This window comes from Myroides sp. DF42-4-2, assembly GCF_030326445.1.
In the GTDB taxonomy this organism is placed as follows: Bacteria; Bacteroidota; Bacteroidia; order Flavobacteriales; family Flavobacteriaceae; genus Flavobacterium.
Genome location: NZ_JACAKI010000007.1, coordinates 64726 through 82837 on the forward strand (window position 1 = coordinate 64726; position 18112 = coordinate 82837).

16 protein-coding genes and 1 other RNA gene are annotated in these 18112 nt (G+C 38.7%); 6 read left to right on the plus strand and 11 right to left on the minus strand.

Annotated elements, in window-relative coordinates:
• Positions 1-32: 32 nt before the first annotated feature.
• Positions 33-429: a transfer-messenger RNA gene (ssrA, locus tag HX062_RS07215) on the minus strand.
• 160 nt (positions 430-589) lie between these two features.
• Here ssrA and HX062_RS07220 point away from each other — a divergent pair.
• The 4 genes from HX062_RS07220 (at position 590) to HX062_RS07235 (ending at position 5923) form a co-directional block, all read left to right on the plus strand.
• Positions 590-1795 carry an NAD(P)-dependent oxidoreductase gene (locus HX062_RS07220; RefSeq protein ID WP_286466955.1) on the plus strand — a complete coding sequence of 402 codons (1206 nt, stop codon included), beginning with the start codon at positions 590-592 and terminating at the stop codon, positions 1793-1795.
• A 401-nt stretch (positions 1796-2196) separates the two neighbouring features.
• Positions 2197-2625 carry an acyl-CoA thioesterase gene (locus tag HX062_RS07225; protein ID WP_182627604.1) on the plus strand — a complete coding sequence of 143 codons (429 nt, stop codon included), beginning with the start codon at positions 2197-2199 and terminating at the stop codon, positions 2623-2625.
• A 396-nt stretch (positions 2626-3021) separates the two neighbouring features.
• Positions 3022-4974, plus strand: a complete 1953-nt coding sequence (locus HX062_RS07230) for an oleate hydratase (RefSeq protein ID WP_286466956.1) — start codon at positions 3022-3024, stop codon at positions 4972-4974.
• 52 nt (positions 4975-5026) lie between these two features.
• The gene (locus HX062_RS07235; RefSeq protein ID WP_286466996.1) at positions 5027-5923 is read left to right on the plus strand and encodes a 3-hydroxyacyl-CoA dehydrogenase; all 897 of its coding nucleotides are present in this window, start codon (positions 5027-5029) and stop codon (positions 5921-5923) included.
• Between the two features lie 142 nt (positions 5924-6065).
• On the opposite strand, the gene prmC is transcribed toward HX062_RS07235, so the two are convergent.
• Positions 6066-6905, minus strand: a complete 840-nt coding sequence (prmC, locus tag HX062_RS07240; protein ID WP_286466957.1) for a peptide chain release factor N(5)-glutamine methyltransferase — start codon at positions 6903-6905, stop codon at positions 6066-6068.
• 46 nt (positions 6906-6951) lie between these two features.
• Between prmC and ribD the strand changes: the two genes are divergently transcribed.
• Complete coding sequence (gene ribD / locus HX062_RS07245) at positions 6952-8022, plus strand: bifunctional diaminohydroxyphosphoribosylaminopyrimidine deaminase/5-amino-6-(5-phosphoribosylamino)uracil reductase RibD (RefSeq protein WP_353620074.1); 1071 nt, start codon at positions 6952-6954, stop codon at positions 8020-8022.
• Positions 8022-8648, plus strand: a complete 627-nt coding sequence (locus tag HX062_RS07250; RefSeq protein WP_182627616.1) for an IMPACT family protein — start codon at positions 8022-8024, stop codon at positions 8646-8648. Before ribD ends, HX062_RS07250 begins: the two co-directional genes overlap by 1 nt.
• A 174-nt stretch (positions 8649-8822) precedes the next feature.
• Here HX062_RS07250 and HX062_RS07255 read toward each other — a convergent pair whose 3' ends face one another.
• The 9 genes from HX062_RS07255 to HX062_RS07295 form a co-directional block, all read right to left on the minus strand.
• Positions 8823-9686, minus strand: coding sequence for an EamA family transporter (locus HX062_RS07255; RefSeq protein ID WP_182627618.1), 864 nt, complete (start codon positions 9684-9686; stop codon positions 8823-8825).
• 188 nt (positions 9687-9874) lie between these two features.
• Positions 9875-10450: a hypothetical protein gene (locus HX062_RS07260; RefSeq protein ID WP_286466960.1), complete on the minus strand. Its 576-nt coding sequence runs from the start codon at positions 10448-10450 to the stop codon at positions 9875-9877.
• A 98-nt stretch (positions 10451-10548) separates the two neighbouring features.
• On the minus strand, positions 10549-11115 hold the full coding sequence (locus tag HX062_RS07265; RefSeq protein WP_286466962.1) for a hypothetical protein: 567 nt from the start codon (positions 11113-11115) through the stop codon (positions 10549-10551).
• Between the two features lie 57 nt (positions 11116-11172).
• Positions 11173-12186: a cytochrome-c peroxidase gene (locus tag HX062_RS07270; RefSeq protein ID WP_286466963.1), complete on the minus strand. Its 1014-nt coding sequence runs from the start codon at positions 12184-12186 to the stop codon at positions 11173-11175.
• A 66-nt stretch (positions 12187-12252) separates the two neighbouring features.
• Entirely contained in the window at positions 12253-13122 is an 870-nt protein-coding gene (locus tag HX062_RS07275) for an MbnP family protein (RefSeq protein WP_286466965.1), read from the minus strand.
• 12 nt (positions 13123-13134) lie between these two features.
• Complete coding sequence (locus HX062_RS07280) at positions 13135-15120, minus strand: TonB-dependent receptor plug domain-containing protein (RefSeq protein WP_286466966.1); 1986 nt, start codon at positions 15118-15120, stop codon at positions 13135-13137.
• Between the two features lie 4 nt (positions 15121-15124).
• Positions 15125-16036 (minus strand): hypothetical protein, encoded by a 912-nt coding sequence (locus tag HX062_RS07285; RefSeq protein ID WP_286466968.1) that lies wholly within the window; start codon positions 16034-16036, stop codon positions 15125-15127.
• A 253-nt stretch (positions 16037-16289) separates the two neighbouring features.
• Complete coding sequence (locus HX062_RS07290; RefSeq protein WP_286466970.1) at positions 16290-16652, minus strand: hypothetical protein; 363 nt, start codon at positions 16650-16652, stop codon at positions 16290-16292.
• Positions 16653-16837: 185 nt separating this feature from the next.
• Complete coding sequence (locus HX062_RS07295; protein ID WP_182627632.1) at positions 16838-18097, minus strand: tetratricopeptide repeat protein; 1260 nt, start codon at positions 18095-18097, stop codon at positions 16838-16840.
• Positions 18098-18112 lie beyond the last annotated feature (15 nt).

An 18112-nucleotide genomic window follows, 5' to 3' on the forward strand; every position in this document is an offset into this window, starting at 1 on the left:
CTATTTAATTATCAATAGATAGGCTTTTTTATCTGTGGAGTCGCCGAGAATCGAACTCGGGTCCAAACAAGCAATCAGAGAGCTTTCTACACGCTTAGTTTCAACTTGAATTTTCGATCAGTAGCTTGGTTTGAAACAACCACTACTAACTTAGCCTCTAAGATTTCGGAAGATGTCCGAGACACTAACCTCCCTAGGTCTATTTTACGGTTCCCCTCAACAAAGCGCCATAAACCAAGGCTCTTAAGGAGAATCTAGCTCTTCCACCTGGTGGAAACTAAGGCAATCTTACTATGATTCAGATTATGCAGCTAAAGCGTAATTATTTTCGCCGTTTAAAAAGTTCGTTGCCTGATATTTACGAGCTAAACAACCACGCTCGACGTGCTTACTGACTAATTCCACTCGCTGTCAAAACCGATCGACCCCTTGTAGACTTTGTTTTCAGAGATTGCAAAATTACAACTTAATATTAAACATTACAACTTTTAAATGTTTAAAAAGTTGACTTTTTTGGATTACCAGAGAAATACAACTATATTTGCCACAACCAGCCTCAATTTAAAGAAACAACTAATTTATATATATTATGAAAATTGGAATTATAAAGGAAAGAAAAAGTCCTCCTGATAGACGCGTTGTGTTTCCTCCTGATATTCTAGCAAAAGCCTTACAAACTTTTGATACCCTAGAAGCAGTAGTGGAACCCTCTGACATCAGAATCTTTCCTGACCAAGCCTATGCTGATAAAAACATTAGCCTAAGTGACGATTTGACGGATTGTGATGTTTTAGTAGGTGTAAAGGAGGTTCCCGTAGAGGCTTTGATCCCAAACAAAACATACTTTTTCTTCTCGCATACCATTAAAGAACAAGAGTATAACCGAAATATTCTCCAAACGTGTTTGGCTAAAAATATTCGCCTGATTGATCACGAAACTTTAGTGGATGAAAACAACAAAAGACTCATTGGCTTTGGACGTTATGCGGGTATTGTAGGTGCTTATAACACCCTGAGAGCTTTTGGATTAAAATACGAGTTATTTAATCTGAAAAAAGCCGAACATATGTTGCACACAGAGGATCTGATTGCCCAATTAAAAAAGCAATTTTTCCCACCCATTAAAATCGCTGTAACAGGAAATGGAAAGGTAAGTCACGGAATCATGGAGATCTTAAATGGAATGAAAGCCAAAAAAGTATCGATTGATCACTTCCTAACTCAAAAGTATGACCTACCTGTTTATACCCAACTAGAAGTCATGGATTACTACAAGCGCAAAGACGGTCAAGAAGCATCCAAAGCCGATTTTTACGCGAATCCTGAGCAATATGAAAGCAATTTCGAGCGCTTTACTAAAGTGACCGATGTATTGATAACCGGTCATTTCTTCAAACACGGATCACCAAAGATCTTAACTAGAGATATGCTCAATGCCATCGACAACAAAATTAAAGTAGTTGGCGATGTTTCTTGCGATGTTGACCACGGTCCAATCGACTCCACCTTACACGCTTCTACAATTGCTGACCCTATCTATGGGTATCATCCAGGTAAACACGAAGAAGTAGCCTTTGATCATCCAGCAGCCATTACAGTAATGGCCATTGACAATTTACCTTGCGAATTGCCAAAAGATGCTAGTGAAGGGTTTGGTGAAGTCTTCTTAAACGCCATTTTACCCGCATTCTTCAACGGAGATAAAGATCAAATTCTAGCTCGTGCAACCGTAACACAAAACGGAAAATTAACCGAGCGTTTTGCGTATTTACAAGAGTACGTCGACGGTAAATAAATACAATAAGTTATGGGATACTCTTAATACTTAATTGTTAAGAGTATGCCAAAATCAAATATTGTTTGAAAAATTCATAATAAAATAGTTTTACTCCGTATATTTGTTGCGAAATTTACAATCTCAAACGGAGGCGAATTAGGAATACTAAGGAAATAATTCTCATCTTTTGCGAATTTTTTTTTCATCTGTAAATTTGAATGAAAAATAAGTAAGATTTGGCTATTTTTATTGCGTAGGTTCTGTTGTTTTCCACACGAAGAGCAAGTGTACAAAGACAATTACAGCGGATGCTTCCTATGCAATCTATTGTATTTCCTCTTTTACGCCAAAAAAACTTCAACAACTAGAGATTGGCATTTCAATGACAAGCCAATAATTTAATTGTTCAAAATAAAACTATGGAAGGTGAATTAACAAGCAAGGAGCTGCGTATTCAAAAAAAAATTAAAGATTCTGAAACTCACGTATTCAGAACTGTATTTCCAGGGCAAACAAACCACCATGGCACGATGTTCGGTGGAGCTGTTTTAGCCATTATGGATGAAATTGCCTTTATGACCGCTACTCGCTTTTGCCGTAAACCAATTGTAACTGTTTCCAGTGATAAAATCGATTTCAATCAACCGATTCCCGTAGGAACGCTAGTTGAACTTATCGGAACAGTTGTACGCGTGGGACGTACAAGTTTAGATGTACGTGTAGACGTATTTGTTGAAAGTATGTACAGAGAAGGCCGTGAAAAAGCAATTTCTGGTACTTTTACCCTGGTAGCGATTAACGAAAGTAAACGCCCTGTACCAGTCATGGATGAGATAGAATCATTTTAGATTTTTCCGCATAAAAACAAAAAAAGCTACTGATTGACAGTAGCTTTTTTTGTTTTTCCTAAACTTCACCTACATTTTTATCCTCATTCTCTTACCCTCGTTCAATCGAGTCCACCTGAATATAAATACAGGGTTAATTTGACAGATCTACAGCTGTTTAAGGGGATTCGAACTCAGCCCATGATCTCAACTTTTTTTTGTGCTTTTTTGACGTATAATGGACTATTTAGGAAATGGGTAGTAGGAGGTTGCCCTATTTTTTTATAATTCAATTCAAAGGACAATTTGAGATTCCGTTAAGTATTCGCATAAAATGGGAAAACGCTAAATAAATCAAGTAATTATTTCACTAATTTAAAGGGATAATTAATTGTTTTACTATCAAAAAGCAAGCTTATGAAAGCAGATCAAAAAAAAGAGAAACCTCCTTTCTCAGTAAGTGCAGATCGAGTTGTACATCAAGCCCCGAACAGCTACTTCGAATACCCCAACCACCAGCCAGGCAAGAGTCTACCTTTTGCCGATCAATTGGGAAGCTACCAACAATACAGAGGGGTTCCGCCCCAAGACTTTTCCAAACACAAGGTGTACCTCATTGGAAGTGGCATCGCCACCTTATCCGCAGCCTTTTACTTTATACGGGATGGACAAATACCACCTGCACAGCTTGTTTTTTTAGAACAAGGAGGCATAGACGGCGGATCCCTGGATGGAGCAGGGGATGCCCAAGGTGGTTATCTCGTTCGTGGAGGCCGTGAAATGGACGCAACCTACGAGAATGTATGGGATATTTTCCAACATATTCCCGCACTTGAACTCCCCAAACCCTATAGCGTACTCGATGAGTACCGCTTGCTAAACGATGGAGATCCCAATTATTCCCGCTCGCGTTTACTCCATCATCTAGGGCAAGTCAAAGCAATTACTTCCTTGGAATTAACCAAAAAAGACCAAAGAGCCCTGCTTAAACTTCTGCTCCAAAGAAAAGAAACCCTTGATGACCAAACCATTGATTCCTATTTTAAGACGTCCTTTTTTAAAAGCAACTTCTGGATGTTATGGCGCACCATGTTTGCCTTTCAACCCTGGCACAGCTTATTGGAGTTTAAACTCTACCTACACCGCTTTATCCACGCTATAGACGGAATGAAGGATTTCTCCTCCTTGGTATTTCCCAAATACAACCAATACGACACCTTTGTGCTGCCCCTTAAAAAATACTTAGAGGAGGAAGGAGTAACCTTTCAACACCATACGCTGGTAACCGCAGTAGAGGTGGAGATAGAGGAGGACAAAAAAACAGCAAAGAAAATAGTGCTAGAACAAGGTGGAATCCCAGGTGAAATCCCGCTACATCCAACGGATTTTGTTGTAATTACTGTGGGGTCCATGACGGAAGACACACGGTATGGCAGCAATACAACCCCTCCAAACATCCACACGGATGACTCCATGGAAAGCAAAAGCAGCAACACGTCTAGTCCGGGATGGCAATTGTGGAGAAACTTAGCCGCACAATCGCCTGTTTTTGGTCAGCCTGCTAAATTTTACTCCTCCCTAAGGCAATCGGCTTGGGAATCTGCCACCTTAACCTGTAAGCCCTCTCCACTCGTGGAAAAGCTAAAAACCTATACCGTCAACGATCCGTATTCGGGCAAAACCGCCACAGGCGGAATCGTTACCATCACTGATTCCAATTGGCTTTTGAGTTTTACGTGCAACAGACAACCCCATTTTCCAAACCAACCAAAAGATGTTCTCGTACTTTGGCTCTATGCCTTGAATATGTATACCCCAGGCAATTTTATCCCTAAAGCAATGCCTCAGTGCACCGGAAATGAGATTTTAGCCGAATTATGCCATCATCTCTCTCTGAGTGATAGGATAGGAGAGATCCAAGCTAATACGATTGTACGCATCGCTTATATGCCTTATATCACCGCTATGTTTATGCCTCGTGCACAGGGAGATCGTCCTGATATTGTACCAGAAGGCGCTGTAAATATCGGCCTAGTTGGTCAGTTTGTCGAAACTCCCAACGATGTCGTCTTTACAATGGAAAGTGCAGCGCGTACCGGTAGGCAAGCCGTCTATCAATTGCTAAAACTCAACAAACAGGTACCTGATATTGCACCCATGCAGTACGATATCCGCCATTTAATTAAAGCTGCCTATACCCTCAACGACAACAAACCCTTTATTGGGGAACCCCTTTTAAGACGATTCTTACACGGAACGTATTACGAACAATTGCTCCTTAAAAAAGACAAAAAAAACAAGTCTTCTGATGCTCATTTCCGCATCGAATTAAAAAGAAGTGCGAACTGGTTCAAAAAGTTAGTTAATTAACTGTCTTTGTTGTACATTTAAGTAAACCTTTATATCAAAAAAACAAAAAATGATGCAAATTAAAAATGTAACTGTTGCGGGAAGCGGTGTTTTAGGTTATCAAATAGCCTTTCAATCGGCCTTTAAGGGATTTAATGTAACGGTATACGACCTAAGTCCAGATGCAATCGAACACGCCAAAAAGAAGTTTGACGTACTCAGCGCCAAATACGCTCAGGATTTAGCTGCCACACCCGAACAATTGGCGCAGACTAAAGCGAATTTATCTTATTCGAGCGACTTAAAACAAGCAACAGCTCAAGCTGATTTACTAATTGAAGCTGTTCCTGAAAACCTGAAAATAAAAATTGGCTTTTACAACCAATTGGCGGAAGTAGCACCAGCACACACGATTTTTGCAACCAATTCATCTACCTTACTACCTAGTCAAATTGCAGAAGCAACAAAAAGACCCAAACAGTTTTTAGCGCTGCATTTTGCCAATGATATTGGCACGCACAATACTGCTGAGATCATGGGGCACGCGCAAACGGATCCGCATATTTTTAATCAAATCGTCGAATTTGCAAGCGCAATCGGCATGATTCCGTTGCCATTGCACAAGGAACAACCAGGATACATCTTAAACACCCTATTAGTTCCTTTGTTAGACGCTGCAACAGAACTCCTAGTAAAAGAGGTAGCGGATGCACCAACCATAGACAAGACCTGGATGGTCGCAACCGGAGCTCCAATAGGACCCTGCGGAATTCTCGATATCATCGGAATTACAACGGCCTACAACATCATCAAAATGAGCGCAGATGCAACAAAAGATCCTCTGAAACTCAAAACAGCTACATACTTAAAAACAGCGTTTCTGGATCAAAATAAACTAGGCGTGGGAACAGGGGAAGGATTCTATACCTATCCAAACCCTGCTTTTAAAGACCCGAATTTCTTAAAGTAAGACGATATTCATATTGGGTATTCACCCCTATAAAACAGTAAAAAGTCCGTATAAACCCAGGGGATTATACGGATTTTTTACTGTTAAACCTTTACTTTAATTAATATTATGTAAAACACATAATCTCAGTAATTTATATAGGTTAAATACTTGATTTTGTCATGCGGTCATTACCCATTAAATCTCGACCTAACTCCGTCTGTTTAAAACCGATACCCTCTAGTAGTTCAACCATTTCTTTGCCTAAATATTGATTGATTTCATAGAACAAAAATCCACCTGGATTTAGTTGTGCTTTGGCCAATGTACCAATTTTTCGATAGAAGATAAGAGGATCGTGATCAGCTACAAATAAGGCAGTATGCGGTTCATAATCCATGACGTTCTTTTTGATTTCTACTTTTTCTAATTCGCGTATATAGGGCGGATTAGACACAATGATATCATAGGCATCGTCCAATTGGTTTAAGGCAAGTACATCTTCTTGTAAGAAGTTAACTGTAACACCTAAAGCATTGGCATTTCGCTTGGCAACGGCCAAAGCAGCCGCAGAAATATCCAATACGGTCACCTGACTCTTAGGGAGTTCTTTGGCCAATGTCAAACCAATACACCCACTACCAGTACCAATATCTAAAATGCGAATGGGTTGATCTACAGCAACAGATGCAATAATCCACGCTACTAATTCCTCCGTCTCGGGGCGGGGAATAAGGGTATGCGCATTGACTTCAAATGTATAGCCGTAAAAATGGGCTTTACCGAAAATTTGTTGCACAGGCTTTTCTTGTAGGAGTTGACCTAAAACCGTCAACCAAGCATCGGATTGTGTGGTTTCTAACCCGGGATTCATCAGTAAATCAATACGTGTTTTTCCCTCGAGTTCTTCCAAGCAGATAAGGAACAACTGTCGCGCTTCTAACTCGTCATAAATGGGAGTTAACTCCGCTATAAACTGGTCTTGTAGTAATTTTATCAGCATAGTTTAAAAGCTAAAACCCTAGTTGATTAGCTAAAAAGAATTAAATTTGTTCAAAGATACAGTTTTATCAATGTTGAAAAAAGACGAATACTATATTTCTCGATGCCTGCAACTGGCAAAACAAGGAACTTTTGCTGCGCTTCCGAATCCTTCTGTTGGAGCAGTTGTGGTACACAACGACCGAATACTAGGCGAAGGATTTACTTCTGCCTATGGAGGACCCCATGCGGAAGTCAATGCAATAGCAGCCGTAAAAGATGCTAATTTATTAAAAGAAAGTACCTTATATGTCAGTTTAGAACCCTGTAGTCACGTTGGAAAAACACCTCCATGTTGCGATTTAGTCATTGCCAAGCAAATCCCTAGGGTTGTCGTTGGTACGATTGATCCATTCGCACAGGTATGTGGTAGGGGCATTCAAAAGATGAAAGAGGCAGGAATAGAAGTAGTTGTTGGCGTCTTAGAAGAAGCATGTCGGGCAAGTAATCAACGCTTTTTTACGTATCACCAAAAAAAACGCCCCTACATTATACTAAAATGGGCCGAGAGTCAGGATGGATTTATTGCACCTTTAGACCGAGAGGAACAAGCCCCTGTATGGCTATCCAACGCCTATGCGAAACAGTTGGTCCATCAATGGAGAAGTGAGGAAATGGCTTTTCTCGTTGGCACCAATACTGTACTTGCAGACAATCCATCTTTAACAACGCGCAGCTGGTATGGCAAAAACCCTACGCGCGTGTATTTGGATCGACTTGGAAAGATTAGCTCTTCTTTTGCAATTAACCAACAAGATAAACCTGCGATCTGTATTACTGCTAATCGAAGCATGCAATCTACTGCACATACCCAATACTATTATGCTGATTTTGATGCAAATGTAGTACAGCAAATTTGTACAATCTTGTATGATCTTCAAATTATGTCTGTAGTTATAGAAGGAGGTACGCAAACCATTCAACATTTTATCGCTGCCAACCTTTGGGATGAAGCTCGTATTTTTACGAGTGATGTGCGATTAGGAGAAGGTATTCCTGCTCCTGAATGGCCTATAGCTGAAACAAGGGAGCGTTATACTATAGCGAATAATGAATTACATATTTTACACGCCAAATAATGACGGAAGAGAAAGATTTTTATAAAACCATCAGTCAACCTACAGAAGAAGTATTATACAAAGAAAAGAACAGCAAATTCTTTGGCTATGCCTTTCCCATCAAAAAAGAAGAAGAAGTCAAGGAATTGCTAGACCAAATAAAAAAGCAACACTACAATGCCCGCCATTGGTGCTATGCTTTTCAGCTAGGAACAGATCCTGTTTACTATCGTGCAAACGACGATGGAGAACCAAGTAATACAGCAGGAGCCCCAATTTATGGACAAATTCAGTCTTTTGACGTAACGGATATTCTCATCGTTGTTGTTCGCTATTTTGGCGGAGTAAAACTAGGCGTAGGCGGATTGATTACAGCCTATCGCGCCGCTGCACAAATGGCGATGGAAGAAGCGGAGATCATCGAATGTACAATAGATAAAAAGTTTAAAGTGCGCTTTGACTACAAAGACATGAACAATGTGATGCGCGTGATCAAAGAACGCAATTTGCAATTGGTCCAACAAAAGTTAGAAATGACCTGTGAAATAGAACTATCCATCCGCAAAAGTGAATATCAACAGGCTTTAGCTGCATTCGTTCCCTTTTACGAAGTCAAAGTAATTGAACCATCGGCTGAAGATTACTAGACAACCTACTGAAATTGAATGTAATAACTATAAAAAGAGGGATGTTTACACTCAAACATCCCTCTAGTAAATAATACAATAAAAAATAATATCTGTCTAGTAATCAAAACGGAAAAACGATAAGATTCGTATCTACATTTTCCAATTCAGTTAAAAAATAGTTTGTTTATTTTCTTACCCCAAGGACAATACCAATAAGGTAATTGCGCAAGCGGCTAATCCTAAGCCTATTATGTTTTTTACTGAAAGCTTTTCATTAAATAGGGTATAGCCAAAAAGCGTTCCCAAGAAGATCACGCCAAAATTCATTCCTGCAAACACAATTGTAGGGTTAGAGGAGAAGTGGTGGTGGGCTTTCATATAAAAAATAATATTGACAAAGTTCAATCCTCCAATAAAAATACCAGAAACCAAATTGAGTTTAGAGAGCCTTAAGATATTCTTCTTGACGACAAGCGTATAGATTAATAAGCTTAAAATCAAAGCAGTAAAGAAAACGTAGAACAAACTTTGCGTATAGGGAATTACGGAATATAAGGCGAGTTGTTTAAAGCAAATATCAATAATTCCAAAGCCAAAAAACGTGCTCAACAAATACCAAGTACTCTTAGAAGATGTGGTTGTTTGGGTAGTTTCAGCTTTTTGTAAAATAAAGTAAACGGACAGTAAACCAATACCTAAAGCCCAATAGCGCATAGCGTTTAATTCTTCGTGAAAAATGAATATGGCAGCTAAAATGGGAATTAAAAGCGACAAGCGTTGTGCGATATCCGTCTTAATTAAACCAGCGTATTGAATGGAGCGAAATTGGGCAACAAAAATCGTTGGCAATAAGATTCCCAAGCTCAAAATTACGAGCCATGGCATAGCACTTGAAAGTTGTGTAAAATCAACATCAAAAATAAAAAATGACAATAACGAAGTTATAACATAGTTGATAATAATTATTTCAAAGATATTGATAGAGAATCTTTTGATGTATTTAAAAAATACACCGACAGAAACGCTACCGAGAATGCTGCAAATTAAATATATCATAGGATGGGTTTAGCGAACTACAAAAATAGAAATTATAGGAAGTTCACCAAGATTAGGAGGGGTTTTAATTTTCTATTTTACATAATATTAATTATAGTAAATTTGTGTATTAAGCAAAATACAAGCCTTCTTTAACTTTAACTTAAAAAAAAACCATCCGTTGGCTACTGGATGGTTTTAGTATGCTTTTATCCTTTAATGAAATCTTTTTTTTCTATTACTTCAAACGCTTTATTGACAAGAATTCCCAATGTATCTGTTTTTATTTCAATAGTATTTGCTGAATTTACTCTTGGTCGTTTCAACAGCGCTTTTACACTATAAGCAACAAATTTAGTATCGTCTGCCTTTTTTTCTCTATCAATAACGGTTTGCAATTCTTTCATCAATGGTTCAGCCTTTTTCTGAAGTTCATCGTATTCGCGCACTGCTTGATCAATTTCCTGGCGTACACTTGCTACCGGATGAATTTTATAGAGTTGCATATACTGATTCACTGCATATCGCTGTAATTCAATAAATGGCTGATGATCGATTTCTAGTTCTTCTACCAAAGCTAAACCTTTTAATTGTAATCGCTTCTTTTCAGTCAGCGTGTCAATTTCAATTATCGTCAACGCATTTTCTTTTTTATTGAAATCGAGCTTCAATTCTGATGCAACATATGGGCTTACAGCAGCTAACATACGGTCCTTCAAATTATCCTGTACAGCAAAAGCGGATAAAATAACAAAACTTAGCACGGGCAAAACAATTCTTTTCATTTTTTATGGATTACGTATGTTTCTAACTTATTTTAAATTAATGTAAGGATTAAACAAAGTGTTTAAATCATTAAATAAAAAGTTTATGTCTTTGTTTATTAGTAACTTATGATGTCTTCTACTGGAATTACTTTATATCGATCATCCATTAGGACGTTGAGTGTGACGTCTTGGTTTCCTTTTCTTTTCGATGTATAGGTAAAAAAACCATGCACGTGATACGCCCTAAATTGAATTGAATCTGCTGTTAAACTAAGCTGCTCAGTTGTTTCTATTAAGTCTCTTAACTCTTGAATATCCTCTTCCATATCAGTACAAGCCTCTTTAACTAGATTTATTTGGTCTTGATTTGTTTGAGTTGGATCTTGTGCATATTCTTGTGTAAAGAAGGCCAAATCATCTTTCAACCTTTCATATCTAGGAATCCCCTCTTCTTCTAATTGGCGTTTTAATTCCGTTGCTTTGAAGTCTAATCGCCCTTTTTCCGTCAGGGTATCAATCTTGGTAATCGTAATTTTATTTTTATCTCGATTAAAATCTGCTCCCAGTTGTACTTCAAAAAAATCAACCAAATTGGGCATCAGTTGATTTTCTAAGTGATTTCCTTTACTACAAGAGATTAACGTTAAACCTAAGCATAAAAGTAAGAGTATTCTCGTTTTCATTTGTTATTCTTTTCAGACAAATCTAAATAAAAAAAGAAAGTCTTACTAGTACTAAATTCACTGCCTGATAAAATCAGCATCACTCAAAGTGTGCATAAAGGCTAGCAAGGCTTCTTTTTCTTCTTGGGTTAAGGGAATTCTATTGTTATTGTCCTTAAAAATGGGATCTAAATTAGCGCTGTTTAGCACACCTTTGTCCATATAATCCAAGACATCCTCAAGGGTTTCAAACTTTCCAAAACTACCGTAAGGCGCTGTAAGTGCTACGTTTCTCAGAGACGGAACCCTAAAACTCATATAGTCGTTTAAATCGCCTGTTACTCGTGCACGTCCCGCTTCATTTGAATCGCGGTTGATGGGAAAACCAATATTTCTAAACGATTGATCTGTAAATAATTCACCGCTATGACAACTCCCACAGTGTTGTGCAAAAAGTGTGTGACCTTGTTTTTCTTGCGCAGTAAATACCGCTTGGCCTCGCTTTACTTGGTCGTATTTGCTGTTGGCTGAAATCAAGGTATACTCAAACTGTGCAATACTTTTAAAAATGCGTTCAGGAGTCAACTGTCGATCGCCAAATGCCTTGAAAAACAAGTCGATATAAACAGGGTCATCTTGAATTTTATTTATGATATGTACTGCGGAAGAATGCATTTCTTCAGGTGTAATAATTGGGACAATCACTTGATCTTCTAGTTTTAGTTTACTCCCGTCCCAATTGTAAAACTGCATAAAAGCTAGGTTTTGAATCGGGGGCACATTGCGCAAGCCCACCTTCCCTTCTATTCCAACGCCTTGTTTTTGATGATCTGCATAGGCTGAGGATTGGATGTGACAAGTTGCACAAGACACACTATTATCTCGGCTTAAACGGGGATCAAAAAACAATTTTTTACCTAATTCAACGCCAAATTCGGTGGGTGGATTCTTTAAAAAAGCTGGATTTAAGGCAGGAAAATCATCGGGTATCTCAAGTGTGAGCAAGGGATTGTCAACAAGGGGCTCATAGGCGTCGTCATGTTGACATGAAAACAACCCTAGTAGCAGAAATAAAACACTGATTTTCTTCATCTTACAACTATTTTGTTTGACAAAATAAGTAGACGAGTCATTCATCTCAATGACTCGTCTACTCGATTAGTTTTTCACTTCAATAACCGAAAACATTCCGCTTACGTCATTGCTCCCATTTCCTCCTAGATTATCAACAAATTTGACCATTTGCACCGCTGTGTGTACGTTTGGTGTTGCATTGTCTTCTGATCCCGTTCCTGATTGCAAAGTGATGGTGTTTATTTTACCGCTTAACAAATGGTGAAAATCCGCCTGAATCACTACCGTTGGTGCAGTTTTTCCGACTGAAGCAATTGTTGGTAAGTCCAAGGTAATATCGCGATACGCATCTACGCCTTGTTTAATTTCTCCATTGTCATCTTTGTCAATTGTACTACCGGTGTGAATAGACAGCTCTTTGTGATCTGTGTCATAAAATCCTTCAATCTTAGTAAAGCGGTATCCCGTACCCCATTCCCACATCATTTCAGTATCATTCGCACCTGCTAAAGCGTAGAAATTAGGGAATTTAACTTCGTCTAAAGTGTTTAAGTCCTGGCGTACACCTAAACCAAATTTTAGCTGCTTGTATTCTCCTTTTGGAATATCGTTTAGCACATAGGTTAAGCTACTCGCTTTCGCTTGGTTAATCACAGCAGCGCCAAGATCTAAATTGTTGATGTGATAAGGAATTTCTTTTCCGTCATTTTTGATCAAGCGAATATTGCTGATGACGTATTTTAATTCGCTAAAATGATGGAGTTGTCCTGCTGCAGAAGTATGCGCAGTTGCCGTTGTGGAAGTTGCATCACCTAGTACAATGGTTTGATCTCCAAATGTATTAGTAAATGCTAGGGTTACTTTGTTTGCTGCAACGTGGCTATCATCGTTAGAACACGACAATAAAGCAATTGAAAATAAAGATAAAGCGGCGTATTTTTTTAGTGTTTTCATGTTTAGTTTAGTTTAAAAATTAAAAGTAAGAGAGGTAAATACATTACGTCCCATTCTTGGTATATTGCCCCAATCGGCATAGGTGGTATAATATTCATCCAGCAAGTTTTCAGCACCTACTTGGAAGACCGCCTTCACTCCTTTTACGTAAAAGGTATAGGTAACTGCAGCATCCCAAATGGCATAAGCTGCGGTTTGACTCTCTCCGTATTCTGGACTGTAATCCCGTTGTTTACCATCGCCTCGTACTGTGGTTTGAACGTCAAAATCGCGGTACGTATAATGCAAGGAGGTTTGATAACTAAGTGGTCGAATAAAAGGCAAATTCCCCTTTTCATCATCTTGACCACGGGCATATGTTAGACTTCCTTTCCAGTGTAGATCATCCAAAACTGTATAATGTCCACTGAGCGAAAAGTTAAACAACGTCGCATAATCCAAAGCGGTATATCCCTTTACTCCAACTGATTGATAATTCATCGGACTTCCTAAGCTCAGAATTCGCCCTATGATATAATCCTTAATGTGGAAGTAGTTGGCTTTAGCTTGGAGGCCATAACCATCGCCTTTATAGCTAACGCTCGCATTGATTTCTCGGGAAACTTCGTTGGGTAAATCGGGATTTCCAATATAGTCATAGCGATCATAGCTATTGTAAATATAGTAACCATACGCTTCGGAAACAGAGGGCGCACGATGTCCATAGCCTCCACCTACTGCTAAAGTAAAGCGCTGAATATCTACTTCATAGCTCGCGTGTAGGCTTGGCAATACTCTTGTTTTTTCCTGAGCAGCTCCTGGATGAAAAATCCAGTTAAACTCAATGTACTTCGCCTTGTTGTAATTAATCCCCAACCCACCACCTAGGTGAAGTTGACTATTATCCGATAGGGCTATGCTATTGTTCATTGAAACTCCGCTATAGGTAGTCGTTACCCAGGGCCATGTATAGGCAAACATGCTTTGTTTTTCTCGGTCTTGCGGATACATGCGCATTTCTGCAATAGATCGATTGGTATAGGCATTGAGCTGCAATTCAGAAGAATAGATCCCCTTTTTAAAATTTGCTTTAGACAGCAAGCCATAGGTTGTACTCCAACCGGGCATGTCCATGTGTACCAAATTCTCCGGACGTGTCGTATCGTCCATATAGTGCTCAATAGCGTTGAAATACACTTTGGTATCCCATACTTTAAGCATTTGGTTTTCAAAAAGCTGTTTGTATGAAAGCGAGGTGATTAACGCTCGCGATAACCACAAATCCATCGGCAAAGCTGGATAGCCCACATCCTTAGCCACATCGAAAATAGCATCGACACGCAAAGAAGATAACGCACTGGTTTTATGTGCAATACCCAAAGAACTATTGAACTTCTTAAATTGAGAATGCAGCACTTCCTCCCGATTTCCATCCTTGTAATTCTCGGCAGAACGGTATGCAATACTCGCATCTGTTACCCATTTGTTACTTGAAAAGGACAGGTTTCCTAAGTTATACCATTGATTATTATTAAATTCAAATCCGCTTTGATAGCTTCCTCTCCATTGAGCATAAGGACTAAAGGCCGTATTTTTTCGCTTCAAATCAATGCTTCCAGCAATTGTAGCCCCATGCATTCCTCCTTCTTGACCGGATTGAATGACTACATCGGCTAAATTATTGCTTTCTACATAAGAAGTGATGGGATCCATTTTATCCGTACAGGCGCCAAAAATATGCATCCCATCTAGGGTTAACGTGGAGCGTTCTGTACTCATATTGTTGAGCAAAGGTTCCCACGCATAAGCACCGCGCTTAATGAAGCTTATTTGTTGAGAGGAAGCCAAAAACTCGTCTACTGAAACCGACATTTTTAAATCCGTACGGATTTTCTCTTTCGCCTGTGCCACTACGGCAATTTCATCCAATAGGGTAGTTAAACTATCGGTGGGCGTTGTCGGATGCTGAGCTACAGCACTTAGTGTAGCCAAACAACATACTAATGATAAAATTCGCATAGGGCTAAAAGAGTATATCAATAAACAATTCACTCTTCACTCCTGCCACTCCAGGTGTGAAATCTGTAGGCACTTTAGTTCCCTTTACAATTCTCCCTTGATTGTTTTGGAGAATAAAGTTCAGCGTCCAATTTCCCGTCATCGTATAATTCACCACACCTTGGTAAAACGAATCTTCTCTTTGTACCAAATCGCGGTTATTAGGCGATGAGTGATTGCCCATGGATGGTTCTGGCATACGCGGATCTAGGCGCAACGTATAGTGGTCAACACTGGTGTAGGCCTGATGCAACCCTTGCCATGTACTTGTATCGGCAGCGCTATTGTATTTGAAAATACCGGCTACTATATCATTCTCAGCCACTTTGGGCTTCACTGGCGCAACTAAAGCAATGATATAGTGTTCTTGGTCATTTCCAACAAATGAAGTCATATTGAGGTTCATATTGGTTTGATGGAATACCTCAATGGGATGAAGGTGCTCAAGATGTTGCCCTCCAACTTGAATATCAAAAACAAGTGCCCATTGTCCTGCCGAACTCTCTTTGGTGAATACACTGTATCCTTTGTAGTATTTTTCTTGGGATACATAGGTCCAAGCATCGCTAGTTGGACAGCTTTCTCTTGTTCCCGCCCCTGTTGTTAATACAGGAACAAGCGTTACTGTGGCATGCTCCATACTTTGTTTGCTATTTGCATCCAGTAGGTGCACGCGAATTTCATTATATCCTTGGTAGAGCTTGCCCTCCAAAGCCTCTACACGAATCACATAGGATCCTTGTTCAAAAGAAATAACTTCTTTGAACGCTTGATTATCAGGCACTACGATAGTTGATTCAGATTCATAATCTGTTTTATCAATAGTACAAGCCGCAACAACAAACAAGGTTGATACGATACAAAAAAAGGTTTTCATAGTACATAAGGTCGCCAACAAGTACACCGAGGCACAACTATCCTATAGCATTGACGTGAATAGACTGAGTAATGCGATTCGATTACCGACGGCATCTAGTGTTAGTAGATGCGAGATCTCCTAACAGCGGTTTACAAATAAGTGTTGAAAATGCAGGAATACAACAGACATCCACCATTCATACCTTGTGGTTAATTAAGCCCATTCGCTCAAACCACAGGTAGAATAAAAGTCTATCGTCTTTCCCCTTTTTCTAGTAAACCGGAGGGCGAAATAAGAAATTGGAAAATGAAAACGCATAGCTGTTTTCAATACCTACAAAAGTTTTTGCGCTATGGGTATTAAAAAACACATAGCGAACCACTTCAATTGCCTGATAGAAGATGAGTTGAACTTCTGCTGAAGCAAATTGGGATCTGCTTTTGTCTGTATCGTTATCAGCAGCATGAGTCAATTCTTTTGCAAGGTGACATTTACCATTACAAGCAAGCTCAGGCTTTTCTTTGTTTACACAAAGTTCGTTTTTGATATAATCGTATAACACCACATATTCCACAACCGGTAATACCGGTTTGAAAAACATAAATAGGGATAATATGAGTGTTGCTATTTTCACCTTACAAAGGTCTGATATATTTTCACAAAGACAAAATTATGAATTGTTTGTATCAATCAATGGATTGAATAAATAAATTACGCCCTTTGAAGAAGAAAATTTAAGTAGATAGGCTTCTGATTACCAAAAAAAATGAGCCTAATCCAGTGGGATTAGGCTCATTTGATCGGTTGCATAAAAAAGGCTTATCTGCTTTCTAATGCTTTTAATTTATCGTTCATCTCTAACGCTCTATAAATGTTTTTCAACGTATTGATTGCCTCTTCGTTAGAAGGGTTAATGGCCAATACTTTTTCTAAATCATTCATTGCATCGCGGTAAAGCGCTTTTTTCTCTTTTTGCAATTGGTCGTATTTCTTGTTATCTGCAGCAGACATACCAAGGCTATTCATTTTATTTGTAATCTCCTCGTCTGGTTGCAATTTAAGGAAAGCCATATTTAGGTATGCGCTTTCATTTTTAGGGTTAATACGGATTGCTTGCTCGTAGTATTTTCTAGCGTCATCAACTTTTCCTGCTTGGAAACTTGTTACCCCTAGGTTGTACAATAATACGTCGTCATTTGGATTTTTAGCTAAAGCTTCTTTCGCAACTTCTTCGTATTTTCCAATATTGTTTGATTTCAAGTACAAATCCATTTGTGTCAACATTAAGTTGGTGTCATCTGGATTAGATTTTCTAGCTTCAATAACCGCTTTTTCAGCTTCTTCGTATTGTCCTTCTTGGTAATAGATCAAAGCTAAGTTTTTGATGATTTCAGGGCGTTTAGAATCCTCTTTCACAAATTTAGGATCCACGTGAGATCCTTGTTTTACAAGAACATCTCTCATTTTAGAATCTTTGCCGAAGTTTTGAACCTCACCTGTCGCTTTATCTACTGCTGTATAGTATGATTCATTTCCGTTATACCCTAAGTCGATCAACTCTTTGTAATATGTCGTAGCTGTTTTATAGTCTTTAGAACTAATAGCTGTTGAAGCTGCGTAATATAGGTATAAGGTATCTTTTGGATTGATGTCAAATGCTTGTTTAAACTTTTTAGTCGCTCCAATATAGTTTTTTGAATTGTTATCTTCGATCGCTTTGTTGATCACTTTAGACGCTACAATACCTAACTCTTCATTTGCTTGTTTTGCAAATTTATTGTTTTTGTCAATTGACTCAATAGCTTTATAAGCAGCTACCATTTCGTCTACATTTGCGTCAAAATTCTGATTTTTTTCAATTTGTTGATACGCTAAATTCGATTTTAAATAGTAGTACTGTATTTTCTGATCATTGGTAGCTTGACCTAAAACACCTTCTACTGCTTTTAACGCAGTAGTAGCTTCAGCTACATTTCCTTTCTTTACCGCTTTTTCAGCATCTTTAAGCTCTTTCTTTTGAGCCATAGTAAGCCCAGAGATCAATAGGGCTGCTGCTAAATAAACATATTTTTTATTCATAACTCTGTTGTTTTT

Excerpts from the sequence above, each read along its gene's own strand:
- HX062_RS07220 (WP_286466955.1), top strand. The coding sequence starts at position 590 with ATGAAAATTGGAATTATAAAGGAAAGAAAAAGTCCTCCTGATAGACGC.
- HX062_RS07225 (WP_182627604.1), top strand. The coding sequence starts at position 2,197 with ATGGAAGGTGAATTAACAAGCAAGGAGCTGCGTATTCAAAAAAAAATT.
- HX062_RS07230 (WP_286466956.1), top strand. The coding sequence starts at position 3,022 with ATGAAAGCAGATCAAAAAAAAGAGAAACCTCCTTTCTCAGTAAGTGCA.
- HX062_RS07235 (WP_286466996.1), top strand. The coding sequence starts at position 5,027 with ATGCAAATTAAAAATGTAACTGTTGCGGGAAGCGGTGTTTTAGGTTAT.
- prmC (WP_286466957.1), bottom strand. The coding sequence starts at position 6,905 with ATGCTGATAAAATTACTACAAGACCAGTTTATAGCGGAGTTAACTCCC.
- HX062_RS07250 (WP_182627616.1), top strand. The coding sequence starts at position 8,022 with ATGACGGAAGAGAAAGATTTTTATAAAACCATCAGTCAACCTACAGAA.
- HX062_RS07255 (WP_182627618.1), bottom strand. The coding sequence starts at position 9,686 with ATGATATATTTAATTTGCAGCATTCTCGGTAGCGTTTCTGTCGGTGTA.
- HX062_RS07260 (WP_286466960.1), bottom strand. The coding sequence starts at position 10,450 with ATGAAAAGAATTGTTTTGCCCGTGCTAAGTTTTGTTATTTTATCCGCT.
- HX062_RS07265 (WP_286466962.1), bottom strand. The coding sequence starts at position 11,115 with ATGAAAACGAGAATACTCTTACTTTTATGCTTAGGTTTAACGTTAATC.
- HX062_RS07270 (WP_286466963.1), bottom strand. The coding sequence starts at position 12,186 with ATGAAGAAAATCAGTGTTTTATTTCTGCTACTAGGGTTGTTTTCATGT.
- HX062_RS07275 (WP_286466965.1), bottom strand. The coding sequence starts at position 13,122 with ATGAAAACACTAAAAAAATACGCCGCTTTATCTTTATTTTCAATTGCT.
- HX062_RS07280 (WP_286466966.1), bottom strand. The coding sequence starts at position 15,120 with ATGCGAATTTTATCATTAGTATGTTGTTTGGCTACACTAAGTGCTGTA.
- HX062_RS07285 (WP_286466968.1), bottom strand. The coding sequence starts at position 16,036 with ATGAAAACCTTTTTTTGTATCGTATCAACCTTGTTTGTTGTTGCGGCT.
- HX062_RS07295 (WP_182627632.1), bottom strand. The coding sequence starts at position 18,097 with ATGAATAAAAAATATGTTTATTTAGCAGCAGCCCTATTGATCTCTGGG.